General features: G+C 74.1%; 13 protein-coding genes and 1 tRNA gene. 8 read left to right on the top strand and 6 right to left on the bottom strand.

Annotated elements, in window-relative coordinates:
- Window position 1 precedes the first annotated feature (1 nt).
- Together IE305_RS12995 and IE305_RS12990 are read right to left on the bottom strand one after the other, a co-directional pair.
- Complete coding sequence (locus IE305_RS12995; RefSeq protein ID WP_229890889.1) at window positions 2–1,237, bottom strand: HTTM domain-containing protein; 1,236 nt, start codon at window positions 1,235–1,237, stop codon at window positions 2–4.
- Window positions 1,234–1,905: a DUF5819 family protein gene (locus tag IE305_RS12990; protein ID WP_190129678.1), complete on the bottom strand. Its 672-nt coding sequence runs from the start codon at window positions 1,903–1,905 to the stop codon at window positions 1,234–1,236. Before IE305_RS12990 ends, IE305_RS12995 begins: the two co-directional genes overlap by 4 nt.
- A gap of 230 nt (window positions 1,906–2,135) precedes the next feature.
- Here IE305_RS12990 and paaA point away from each other — a divergent pair, with 230 nt between their 5' ends.
- The 6 genes from paaA (at window position 2,136) to IE305_RS12960 (ending at window position 7,019) form a co-directional block, all read left to right on the top strand.
- Window positions 2,136–3,101 carry a 1,2-phenylacetyl-CoA epoxidase subunit PaaA gene (paaA, locus tag IE305_RS12985; RefSeq protein WP_190129677.1) on the top strand — a complete coding sequence of 322 codons (966 nt, stop codon included), beginning with the start codon at window positions 2,136–2,138 and terminating at the stop codon, window positions 3,099–3,101.
- A complete protein-coding gene (gene paaB / locus IE305_RS12980) occupies window positions 3,098–3,385 on the top strand; it encodes a 1,2-phenylacetyl-CoA epoxidase subunit PaaB (RefSeq protein ID WP_190129676.1) in 288 nt (95 codons plus the stop codon). The genes paaA and paaB overlap by 4 nt, the downstream gene beginning before the upstream one ends.
- Entirely contained in the window at window positions 3,382–4,128 is a 747-nt protein-coding gene (gene paaC / locus IE305_RS12975) for a 1,2-phenylacetyl-CoA epoxidase subunit PaaC (protein ID WP_229890887.1), read from the top strand. Before paaB ends, paaC begins: the two co-directional genes overlap by 4 nt.
- Window positions 4,122–4,619, top strand: coding sequence for a 1,2-phenylacetyl-CoA epoxidase subunit PaaD (gene paaD, locus IE305_RS12970; RefSeq protein ID WP_190129675.1), 498 nt, complete (start codon window positions 4,122–4,124; stop codon window positions 4,617–4,619). Before paaC ends, paaD begins: the two co-directional genes overlap by 7 nt.
- A complete protein-coding gene (locus IE305_RS12965) occupies window positions 4,620–5,732 on the top strand; it encodes a 2Fe-2S iron-sulfur cluster-binding protein (RefSeq protein WP_190129674.1) in 1,113 nt (370 codons plus the stop codon).
- Between the two features lie 102 nt (window positions 5,733–5,834).
- Window positions 5,835–7,019, top strand: coding sequence for an acyl-CoA dehydrogenase family protein (locus IE305_RS12960; protein WP_190129673.1), 1,185 nt, complete (start codon window positions 5,835–5,837; stop codon window positions 7,017–7,019).
- Window positions 7,020–7,054: 35 nt separating this feature from the next.
- Here the strand turns inward: IE305_RS12960 and IE305_RS12955 are convergent, their stop codons facing one another.
- The 4 genes from IE305_RS12955 to IE305_RS12940 all read right to left on the bottom strand — a co-directional run bounded on the left by IE305_RS12955 (window position 7,055) and on the right by IE305_RS12940 (window position 9,905).
- Window positions 7,055–7,402: a rhodanese-like domain-containing protein gene (locus IE305_RS12955; protein WP_190129672.1), complete on the bottom strand. Its 348-nt coding sequence runs from the start codon at window positions 7,400–7,402 to the stop codon at window positions 7,055–7,057.
- A 35-nt stretch (window positions 7,403–7,437) separates the two neighbouring features.
- Window positions 7,438–8,238, bottom strand: coding sequence for a hypothetical protein (locus tag IE305_RS12950; protein WP_190129671.1), 801 nt, complete (start codon window positions 8,236–8,238; stop codon window positions 7,438–7,440).
- A gap of 67 nt (window positions 8,239–8,305) precedes the next feature.
- Window positions 8,306–9,769 carry a DUF2252 domain-containing protein gene (locus tag IE305_RS12945; protein WP_190129670.1) on the bottom strand — a complete coding sequence of 488 codons (1,464 nt, stop codon included), beginning with the start codon at window positions 9,767–9,769 and terminating at the stop codon, window positions 8,306–8,308.
- A gap of 52 nt (window positions 9,770–9,821) precedes the next feature.
- Window positions 9,822–9,905 (bottom strand) — tRNA-Leu (locus IE305_RS12940).
- A 415-nt stretch (window positions 9,906–10,320) separates the two neighbouring features.
- Between IE305_RS12940 and IE305_RS12935 the strand changes: the two genes are divergently transcribed.
- Window positions 10,321–11,160, top strand: a complete 840-nt coding sequence (locus IE305_RS12935) for an FHA domain-containing protein (protein WP_190129669.1) — start codon at window positions 10,321–10,323, stop codon at window positions 11,158–11,160.
- 10 nt (window positions 11,161–11,170) lie between these two features.
- Entirely contained in the window at window positions 11,171–11,692 is a 522-nt protein-coding gene (locus IE305_RS12930) for an FHA domain-containing protein FhaB/FipA (protein ID WP_190129668.1), read from the top strand.
- Window positions 11,693–11,712: the final 20 nt, after the last annotated feature.

Raw genomic sequence — 11,712 nt, 5'->3', positions numbered from 1 at the left:
CCTACGTGGCCGGTCCCCCGCCGCCGACGAGCGAGCCGTCGGGCGCCGGTTCCTCGCGCGGCGCGGGCACCGCGGCCGGGCGGGCGGGCCGCAGCCGGTCGCGGGCGCGGCCGGCGAGGGCGCCCAGGCGGAGGAGGAAGGAGGTGGGGAGGAAGACCGCGTCCGCCACGATCATGGCGAGCGAGAAGAACGGCAGGCCCAGCAGCACGGCGATGCCGGCGTGCTCGGCCATCATCACCACCAGCAGCACGTTCTTCGCGCGCCGGTTGAGCAGCGTGAAGGGGAAGGCGGTCTGGGAGATCACCGTGCCGTAGCTCATCAGCATGACCAGCACGCCGCTGCCCACCAGGGCGTGGGAGAGGCCGGGCCAGGGCGCGAAGTAGTCGATGTGCATCGGGTAGTAGACCGCGGTGCCGTCCTGCCAGCGCGAGCCCTGGATCTTGTACCAGCCGGCGGTGGCGTAGATCAGGCACACCTCGGCCATGATCACCAGCAGGGTGGCATTGTGCGCCAGGTTCGCCAGGGAGTCGAGCACGGTGCGGGGCTCGCCGGGCGCGTAGCGGCAGACCAGCCACCACAGCGCGTGGACGAGCCACAGTCCCCACAGCACGGTCGCCCAGCCGAGGCCGGGCAGCGGGCCGTGCTCCGTCCAGGCCAGGCGGGTGTCGGTGACGAGCTGCGCGGCGGCCAGGGCGGCGCCGCAGCCGGCCCACAGCAGGACGCCGCCCGGCTCGGGCGTGGTCGTGCCGGCGCGGGCGCGGCGCGCGGCGCGGCGGGCGTCCAGCGACCAGACCTGTCCGCAGCGGACCAGGACGAGGTAGAGCGCCATCAGGTGGATGACGTTGTCGCCGCCGTCGCCGACGAGGATGCTGCGGTTCTGCAGCGCGAGCACGCCGGTCATGGACAGGACGGCCATGGCCCGGGTGTGCCAGCCGAGCAGGAGGAGGGCGGCGGAGACCAGCGCGACGAGATAGACGGCCTCGAACCACACCGGGCTGTCGGACCACATCAGCGCGGTGAAGGCGTGGTTGTCGTCCGTGAGCCGGCGCGCCAGGTCCCAGCCCCAGGGGCTGCCGGGCCCGTAGAGCTCGTACCGGTGGGGCCACTCGCGGAGCAGGAAGCACACCCAGGTGAAGGACAGGCCGATACGCAGTACGGCCGTCTGGTACGGGCCGAGGGCGGTGCCGGTGACGCGGGCGAGCCCTTGGGCGAGGCCGCGGGTGAGCGAGCCGGTCATCGGTGACCTCCCAGGTCGGCAGTGGTGACGGGCCACCAGGGCAGCACCCGGTAGGCGGGCTTGGTGTCGGTCTTCTCCTCGCTCCACGGCGGCGGGGCGATGGGTGTGGTGACCGCACGGACCTGCACGCGGCCGGGCTCCCGGCCGCGGGGGCCGGTGGCGAGGCGGGCGACGACGATACGGCGGAGGTACTGCTCGGACAGCTCGCCGCGCAGGCCGACGGGGCGCCCCTGGGCATCGTGGGTGGCCGCGTAGAAGTCCCAGGCGCGGCGGAGTTCGTTCTGCTGCGTGTGGCTGGGCACGGGGTTGTGGCGGACGGCGGCGCCGTCCTGGGCCGAGAGGTCGGCCCAGGACGTGACGGTGACGGCGCCGCCGGGGCCGGGCAGTTCGGCGCGGGCCTGGACCGCGATGTTCTGCTGGAGCGGGTTGGGGGCGAAGAGCTTCCAGTTCTGTTCGAACTCGGGCAGCACGTAGTCGTCGATGGCGGCGGCGTGCTGCTTGCTGACCGTGTTCGGGGGCGCCACGTGCAGGAAGACCATGGCCAGGTGCACGGCCGCGGCCACCGTCACCGCCACCGCGCCGGCCGCCGTGACGAGGCGCGCGGGCAGCGAGAGCGCCTCCGGCCCGGCGTCGCCGCCGGCCCGCCCGTGCCCGTCGTCCGTGTCCATACCCCGCCCCGTTCCTGTGTTCGCACCGCCCCGGCCGGGCGGCGTGCACCCGAACGGTACCGAGGCCGTCCCGCAGGGCCCAGCGGCCCCGGCCCTTCACGGCTTCCCGGGGGTTGCGTCGGGGTTCTCCCGGAGGGAGATCCAGGGTTGACACCCTCCGCCGGGGCGGCTCACCATTGAACCGAACGATCGGTCGGTAGGGAGTTCCACGGCGGACGAGGGGGCACGGCATGACGGCGACGGCGCCTGAGACGGAAGCACCGGACACCGCGGGGCTGGAGGCGGTGTTCGAGGCCGCGGTGGCCGCCGACGAGCGCATCGAGCCACGGGACTGGATGCCCGACGCGTACCGCGCGACGCTGGTCCGGCAGATGGCCCAGCACGCGCACTCCGAGATCATCGGCATGCAGCCCGAGGCCAACTGGATCACCCGCGCGCCCTCCCTGCGGCGCAAGGCGATCCTCATGGCCAAGGTGCAGGACGAGGCCGGGCACGGCCTCTACCTCTACAGCGCGGCGGAGACGCTGGGCACGGGCCGCGAGGAGCTGCTCGACAAGCTCCACGCCGGCCGCCAGCGCTACTCCTCGATCTTCAACTACCCCACGCTGACCTGGGCGGACGTCGGAGCCATCGGCTGGCTCGTGGACGGCGCGGCCATCACCAACCAGGTGCCGCTGTGCCGCTGCTCCTACGGGCCCTACGCCCGCGCCATGGTCCGCATCTGCAAGGAGGAGTCCTTCCACCAGCGCCAGGGGTACGAGCTGCTGCTGACCCTCAGCCGCGGCACCCCCGCCCAGCACGCCATGGCGCAGGACGCCGTGGACCGCTGGTGGTGGCCCTCGCTGATGATGTTCGGGCCGCCCGACGACGCGTCCGCCCATTCGGCCCAGTCCATGGCCTGGAAGATCAAGCGGCACTCCAACGACGAGCTGCGCCAGCGCTTCGTGGACATCTGCGTGCCGCAGGCCGAGTCGCTCGGCCTGACCCTGCCCGACCCCGACCTCCGCTGGAACGAGGAGCGCGGGCACTACGACTTCGGCCCCATCGACTGGGACGAGTTCCACGAGGTCCTGCGGGGCAACGGGCCCTGCAACGACCAGCGGCTCGCCCAGCGGCGGCGGGCCCACGAAGAAGGCGCCTGGGTGCGCGAAGCTGCCGCCGCGTACGCGGCCAAGCACGGGGAGGCGACGGCATGACCGGCACCGACTGGCCGCTGTGGGAGGTGTTCGTGCGCAGCAGGCGGGGCCTGTCCCACACCCACGCCGGCAGCCTGCACGCCCCGGACGCCGAAATGGCCCTGCGGAACGCACGCGACCTGTACACCCGGCGCTCCGAGGGCGTGTCCATCTGGGTGGTGCCCTCGGCCGCCGTCACCGCTTCCTCGCCCGACGAGAAGGACCCCTTCTTCGAGCCGGCCGCCGACAAGCCCTACCGCCACCCCACGTTCTACGAGATCCCGGAGGGGGTGCAGCACCTGTGACCGGGACGACGAGCAGGACGACGGTGACGACAGTGGTCCCCGAGCGCGCGGCGCTCGCCCTCGGCGACGACGCCCTGGTGCTGTCGCACCGGCTGGGGGAGTGGGCCGGGCACGCGCCCGTCCTGGAGGAGGAGGTCGCCCTCGCCAACATCGCCCTGGACCTGCTGGGCCAGGCCCGGACCCTGCTGTCCCTCGTCGGCGACGAGGACGACCTGGCCTTCCTCCGCGAGGAACGCGCCTTCCGCAACGTCCAGCTGGTCGAGCAGCCCAACGGCGACTTCGCCCACACCATCGCGCGCCAGCTGTACTTCTCCGCCTACCAGGAGCTGTTGTACGGCCAACTGGCCGCGTCGGACACGGTGTTCGCGCCGCTCGCCGCGAAAGCCGTCAAGGAAGTGGCCTACCACCGGGACCACGCCGAGCACTGGACGCTCCGGCTCGGCGACGGCACCGACGAGAGCCGCCGCCGCATGCGCCACGCCCTCGACGCCCTGTGGCGGTACACGGGCGAGCTGTTCGAGCCTGTGGAGGGCCTGCCGGTCGACGGGCCGGCCCTCCGCGAGGGCTGGCTGGGCCGGATCACCGGCGTCCTGGAGCGCGCCGGGCTCGCCCTGCCGGAAGGGCCGCAGCACACCCCGTGGGCGGCCGGCGGCGGCCGGCAGGGCATCCACACCGAGCCCTTCGGACGGATGCTCGCCGAGATGCAGCACCTGCACCGCAGCCACCCGGGGGCGTCATGGTGACCGCGCCCACCGCCCTGGAGGAGCGGCTCCGCACCCTGGCCGGGGCCGTCCCCGACCCCGAGCTGCCCATGGTCACCCTCGCCGAACTGGGCGTCCTGCGCGGCGTCCACCTCACCGGCCCGGGCCACGTGGAGGTCGAGCTCACCCCCACGTACACCGGCTGCCCCGCCGTGGAGGCCATGGCGGCGGACATCGAGCGGGTGCTGCACGAGCACGGTCAGGCGGAGGTGACCGTGCGCACCGTCCTCTCCCCGCCCTGGTCCACCGACGACATCACCGCCGAGGGCCGGCGCAAGCTCGCCGAGGCCGGCATCGCGCCCCCGCGCCCGGCGGGGCACGGCGGGCCCGTCCCGGTGGGCCTGGCCATCCGCTGCCCGCACTGCGGATCCACCGACACGGAGCTGCTCAGCCGGTTCTCCTCCACCGCCTGCAAGGCGCTGCGCCGCTGCACGGCGTGCCGCGAACCCTTCGACCACTTCAAGGAGTTGTAGATGGCAGCGGTCCGCCACGGCGCCTTCCACCCCCTGCGGGTCGCGGCCGTCGAGCCGCTCACCGACGACGCGGTGGCCGTCACCCTCGCCGTCCCCCCGGAGCAGCGCGCCGCCTTCCACTACCTGCCCGGCCAGCATCTGGCGCTGCGCCGCGTCGTGGACGGCGAGGAGATACGCCGCACCTACTCGCTCTGCGCCCCGGCACCCGGCCCCGAGGGGCCCAGCACGCTGCGGATCGGGGTGCGGCTGGTGGAGGGCGGCGCGTTCTCCCCCTGGGCGCACAAGGAACTCGCCGTGGGGGACACCATGGAGGTCCTGCCGCCGGCCGGGCGGTTCGTGCTGGAGCCGCGGCCCGGCCACTTCGCGGCCGTCGTCGGCGGGAGCGGGATCACGCCCGTCCTGTCCATCGCCGGCACCCTGCTGGCCCGGGAGCCCCAGGCGCGGTTCTGCCTCATACGCAGCGACCGCACCACCGCCTCCACGATGTTCCTGGACGAGGTCGCCGACCTCAAGGACCGTCACCCCGGCCGGTTCCAGCTCGTACAGACCCTGACCCGCGAGGAGCAGCAGGCCGGCCCCGCCTCCGGCCGGCTCGACGAGGAACGGCTGACCGGGCTGCTCCCCGCGCTGCTGCCGGTGGGCGACGTGGACGGCTGGTTCCTGTGCGGACCGCACGGCCTGGTGGCCGGGGCCGAGCGGGCGCTGCGGGGGCTCGGGGTGGCCCGGGAGCGCATCCACGAGGAGATCTTCCACGTGGAGGAGACCGTGGCGGAGACCGCCGGGGACGCCGGGACCGCCGTCACCACGCCGGGCGCGGCGGCGGCCGGGGCTCCCGCGCACAGTTCCGTCACGGCCACGCTCGACGGGCGCAGCGGCCGCTGGCCGGTGCGGGACGGCGAATCGCTGCTGGAGACGGTGCTGCGCAACCGTGCCGACGCGCCGTACGCCTGCAAGGGCGGGGTGTGCGGGACGTGCCGGGCCCACCTGGTGGCGGGACAGGTGCGGATGGACCGCAACTTCGCGCTGGAGCAGGACGAGCTGGACGCCGGGTACGTGCTGGCCTGCCAGTCCCATCCGGTCACCGAGGAGGTGGAGCTGGACTTCGACCGGTGACCCCGCGCGGCCGGCCCGGGACATCCGCACGGTTCCGCCCGGCGCCCGACTGCACTAACCTGCCCACGATCTGACGATACGTCAGGCGGCAGGAGGCCGGCAGTGGACTTCACCTTCACCGAGGAGCAGCAGGCCGCCGCCGAGGCGGCGCGGGGTGTCCTGGCCAAGGTGACGCCCGACGGCGTGCCCAGCCCGGCGCGGGTGCCCGGGGCGGTGGCCGAGGGCTTCGACCGCCCCCTGTGGGACCGCCTGGCCACGGCCGGGGTGGTGGGGCTGACCGTGCCGCGCGCGCACGGCGGCGCCGGCCTCGGAGCCATCGCGCTGTGCCTGGCGCTGCGCGAGGCGGGCCGGGTCCTCGCCCGCGTCCCGCTGCTGGAGACCGGGGCCGCGGCCCTGGTGCTCGGCACGTACGGCGGGGACGCAGCCGGCCGGCTGCTGCCGGCCCTGGTACGGGGCGAGGCCGTCGTCACCGCGGCCGCCGCCGGGCCGACCGGGCACGGCCCGGCCGAGCTGGCCGTCACCGCACGCCCCGACGGGGACGGCTGGGTCCTCGACGGCGCCCACACCGCCGTCCCCTGGGCCCACAGCGCCGACCACCTGCTGCTCCCCGCCCACACCACCGAAGGACGGCCCGTCCTGGCGCTCCTGCCCCACGACCGGGCCCATGACCAGGCTCATGACCGTGCCCACGGCCCTGCCCACCACCGGCCCCGGCCCGGCGTCTCGCTCGCCGAGCAGGTGTCCACCACCGGCGAGCGGTACGGCCACCTCACGCTGGACGGGGTGCGGGCCCGCGCCGACGAAATGATCACCGCCGAGGGAGCCTGGGACGCGCTGCGCGACCTGCTGACGACCGGCACCTGTGCCCTCGCCCTCGGACTGGGCGAGGCCGTTCTGGAGCGGACCAGCGGCTACACCGCCGAGCGGCACCAGTTCGGGCACCCGCTGGCCACGTTCCAGGCCGTGGCCGTCCAGGCCGCCGACCGCTACATGGACCTGCGCGCCATGGAGGCCACGCTCTGGCAGGCGGCCTGGCGGCTGGAGTCGGGGGCGGACGGCCCGCTGCCGGCCGCCGCCGACGTGGCCGTGGCCAAGATCTGGGCAGCGCAGGGCGTGCGGCGCGTCGTCCAGACCGCGCACCACCTGCACGGCGGCGCCGGTGCCGACACGGACCACCCGCTGCACCGCTACCACGCCTGGGCCAAGCAGCTGGAGCTCTCCCTCGGCCCGGCCGCCGCCCACGAAGAGGCCCTGGGCGACCTGCTGGCCGCCCACCCCCTCACCTGAAGCTCACATGAAGCCTGAAGCTCCCCTGACAGGGCTCAGATCACCGTGCCGGGCGTGCCGTCAACGGCGACCACCGGGCGGCCCGTCGCCTCCCAGGCCGACATTCCGCCGTCGACGTTGACCGCGTCCAGGCCGCGCTGCACGAGGTACGCGGTGACCTGCGCCGAACGGCCCCCGGACCGGCAGATGACGTTGATCCGGCCGCCCTCGGGCGCCCGCTCCAGCAGCTCCTCGTAGCGCGCCACGAAGTCGCTCATCGGCAGGTGCAGCGCCCCCTCGGCGTGCCCGGCCCGCCACTCGTCGTCCTCCCGCACGTCCAGCAGGAAGTCGTCCGCGGCGAGGGAGTCGACACCGACCGTGGGAACACCGGATCCAAATCGCATGCCACCGAAGCTACCCGACGCGAAGCCGTCCGGCGTCAGCCGGTCAACGTCGCCAGGTGCGCCTCGCGCTCCGCGATCTGCGCCACCAGCCCGTCGCCGATCTGCGCCAGCAGCCCGTCCGGGTCGTCCTGCGCCATCTTCACCAGCGAGCCGATCGCCGACCCCTCCAGTTCGGCCGCCACCGACGTCAGCATGTCCTTGCGCCGCGCCAGCCACTCCAGCCGCTCGTACAGCTCCTCCGCGCGGCTCGGGCGGCGCTGCGGCGGCAACGGGCCGGCGGCCCACTCCGCGGCCAGCTCGCCCAGCTGATCCTCGTCCCCGGCGGCGTACGCGGCGTTGACGCGCACCACGAACTCCTCGCGCCGTGCCCGGTCCGCGTCGTCCCGGGCCAGGTCCGGGTGGGCCTTGCGGATCAGCTCCCGGTACGCCCGGCGGGCCGCGTCGCTCGGCCGCACCCGCTGCGGCGGCCGCACCGGCTGCCCGGTGAGCATCGCCGTCGCCTCCGGGAAGAGCCCGTCGGCGTCCATCCACCCGCCGAGCAGCTCCTCCACACCCGGGATGGGCTGGACCAGCGCCCGCGCCTCCTGCGCCCGGAGCACGTCCTCCGGGGCACCGGTGCGCGCCGCCACGGCCTCGGCGATCAGCGCGTCCAGCTCGTCGAGACGGGCGTACATCGGGCCCAGCCGCTGCTGGTGGAGCCGGGAGAAGTTCTCGACCTCCACCCGGAAGGTCTCGACCGCGATCTCGTACTCGATCAGGGCCTGTTCGGCGGTGCGGACGGCCTGTTCGAGCCGCTCGGTCCCCGGTTCCCCTGCGAGCGCTTCCGGATTCGTCACCGCCCCAGCCTATGCCGCCCCGGGGACCACCCACGGCCCCCAGGACCCGACAGGACCCCCCGGCCCCTCACACGCCCGTCTCGGCCGCCACCCGGCCGCTGCGCACCGCCGCCGCCAGCTCCGCGTGGTCCGCCTCCGTACGGTCCGCGTAGCGCACCGCGAACGCCGCCACCGCCTCGTCCAGCTCCTCGCCCTTGCCGCAGTAGCCGCCGATCAGCAGCGGGTCCGCGCTGTGCGCGTGCGCCCGCGCCAGCAGCGCGCCCGTCATCCGGCCGTAGTCGTCCAGCTCGCCCGGGGCCAGCGCCGCCGGGTCGACGCTGCCCTTGCGGTTGCGGAACTGCCGCACCTGGCAGGGCCGGCCCTCCACCGTCGTCCACCCCAGCAGCACGTCGCTGACGACCTGCATCGACTTCTGCCCCAGCACCACGCGCCGCCCCTCGTGGCCCACTTCGGCCGGCAGGAAGCCCGCCTTCTCCACGTACGGCAGCAGCACCGAGGACCGCGCCTCCTTCACCTGGAGCACCAGCGGCTCGCCCCGGTGGTCCAGGAGCAGCACCACCCACGAGCGCAGCCCCACGCTGCCCGTGCCCACCACGCGGAACGCCACGTCCTGCACCTCGTGCCGGGCCATCAGCGGCAGCAGCTCCGGCGGCAGCGTCGTCAGGTACTCCCCCAGCGCCGCGGCGACCGCCGCCGCCTCCCCGTCCGGCACCCGGCGCAGCACCGGTGGCGCGTCCACGAACCGCCGGCCGCCCGCGCCGTCGCTCTCGGTGGCCTTCGCGGCGAACCGGGCGCTCGTGTTCCGCCGGGCCTTGGCCGCGACCCGGTCCAGCGTGCCCACCAGCTGGTGCGCATCGGCGTGCGAGACGAGCGCCTCGTCCGCGATGGCGTTCCACGCGGCGGTCGCCGGCATGCCGGCCAGCAGCCGCATCGTGCGCCGGTAGGCACCCACGGCGTCCCGTGCCGCGTCCCGGCACGTCGCCTCGTCGGCCCCGGCCTCCCGGCCGGCCAGCACCAGGGAGGCCGCCAGCCGCTTCACGTCCCACTCCCACGGCCCGTACAGGGTCTCGTCGAAGTCGTTCAGATCGATGATCAGCTCGCCGCGGGCGTCGCCGTACAGGCCGAAGTTCGCCGCGTGCGCGTCCCCGCACAGCTGCGCGCCCACGCCCGTGACCGGCGTCTCCACCAGGTCGTACGCCATCAGCCCGGCCGAGCCGCGCAGGAAGGCGAACGGCGAGGCGGCCATGCGCCCCACCCGGATCGGGGTCAGCTCGGGCAGCCGGCCGGCGTTCGCCGCCTCCACCGACTCCACGGCCCCCGGGCGGCCCGCCGCGGGCCGCCACTCGGCGTGCGCCGCGCGCGGCACCGTACGACGCAGCGCCTTCCCCGCGCCCTTCGCGGCCTTCGCTCCGTTCGCGGCCTTCCGGCCCGCTCCCTCGGCCTGCGGCCGGGCGAACCCCGGCACGTACGGCAGTCGCGACATCCCCGCACTCCCCCTCGAGAGATCACAAGAGATCCCCACCGTACGCATCCTGCGGGTACGACAAAACTCCCCCAGGTCCGAAGACCTGGGGGAGTCGTTGTGCGCGAGGGGGGAGTTGAACCCCCACGCCCTTTCGGGCACTGGAACCTGAATCCAGCGCGTCTGCCTATTCCGCCACCCGCGCATGGGTGCGTCTTCCGGTTTCCGGCGGCTCCCCGGCGTTTCCGCCCGGTTGTCGTCCGTTCGCCTTCCGACATCGAGAACATTAGCACGGTCCGGAGGGTGGTTTCACACCCGTGGCCTCGGCCCCCTCGCCCGGCGGCCCCCGGCGTCCCCCGCCCAGGGGGCACGACGAGGGTCACACCGCCCTTGGCCCGGGGACCCCTCCGGTTGCGGGACACTGACCAGAGGGCGCCTCTACGATCCGTGGGTGACGGGACGCCCCGCACGTTCGCCGGACGGGGCGGCGGAGGGCGACACTCGTCACTCCTCGCACCGAAGGGGAACCAGCTGTTTTCCGGACGCGTGGATACGATCAGTAAGCAGTATCAGGAACGACACCGAGCATCACGGACGTCACTGAGGGAAGGAGGTGCCCCGTGGGAGTACTGAAGCGCTTCGAGCAGCGACTCGAAGGACTCGTGAACGGCACCTTCGCCAAGGTGTTCAAGTCAGAGGTGCAGCCCGTCGAGATCGCGGGCGCACTCCAGCGCGAGTGCGACAACAACGCCACCATCTGGAACCGCGACCGCACCGTCGTCCCCAACGACTTCATCGTGGAACTGAGCGCCCCCGACTACGAGCGCCTCAGCCCCTACGCCGGACAGCTCGGCGACGAGCTCTCCGGCATGGTCCGCGACTACGCGAAGCAGCAGCGCTACACCTTCATGGGGACGATCAAGGTCCACCTGGAGAAGGCCGACGACCTCGACACCGGCCTCTACCGCGTGCGCAGCCGCACTCTGGCCGCCAGCGAGTCGCAGGACCCCCACGCCGGCCGGCCCGCGGCCCGGGCCGCCGGCGGAGCCGCCACGCAGGGCGGCGGCTGGCCGCCCCAGCCGCACGGCGCCCCGCCCATGCCCACCAGCCCCCCGCCCGGCGTACGGCCCCTGCCGCCGCGCCCCGGCGGCCCCGGCACCGGCACCACGGGCGGCATGCAGACCCGGCGCTGGATCGAGATCAACGGCACCCGCCACCAGATCTCCCGGCCCACCCTGGTGCTGGGCCGCAGCACCGAAGCGGACGTACGGATCGACGACCCCGGCGTCTCCCGCCGGCACTGTGAAATCCGGGTCGGCACCCCCGCGACGATCCAGGACCTGGGGTCGACCAACGGCATCGTGGTGGACGGCCAGCACACCACGCGCGCTACGCTCCGCGACGGCTCACGCATCGTCGTGGGCAGCACCACCATCGTTTACCGGCAAGCCGAAGGGTGAAGCGGGGGCAATGTCAGAGCTGACCCTCACGGTCATGCGGTTGGGTTTCCTCGCCGTACTGTGGCTGTTCGTCATCGTGGCCGTACAGGTCATTCGCAGCGATCTGTTCGGCACGCGCGTGACGCAGCGCGGCTCCCGCCGCGGCGGGGACACCCGGCAGCAGCGGGCCCAGCAGGCCGCCCCGCCGCAGCAGCGCCAGCAGTCCGGCGGCCGCCGCGCGGACCGCGGCCGCCGTGGCGCGCCCACCAAGCTGGTGGTCTCCGAAGGCTCCCTCTCCGGCACCACGGTGGCCCTCCAGGGCCAGACGATCTCCCTCGGCCGTGCCCACGACTCCACGATCGTGCTGGACGACGACTACGCCTCCAGCCGGCACGCCCGGATCTACCCCGACCGCGACGGCCAGTGGATCGTCGAGGACCTCGGGTCGACCAACGGCACGTACCTCGACCGCACCCGCCTGACCGCTCCGACCCCGATCCCGCTCGGCGCGCCGATCCGCATCGGCAAGACCGTCATCGAGCTGCGGAAGTAGTAGGACCATGACGACCGGAG

The organism is Streptomyces mashuensis (genome assembly GCF_014654785.1).
Taxonomy (GTDB): Bacteria; Actinomycetota; Actinomycetes; order Streptomycetales; family Streptomycetaceae; genus Streptomyces; species Streptomyces mashuensis.
The sequence above is the reverse complement of the archived record's forward strand: the minus strand, read 5'-3'. Positions and strand labels throughout refer to the sequence as shown.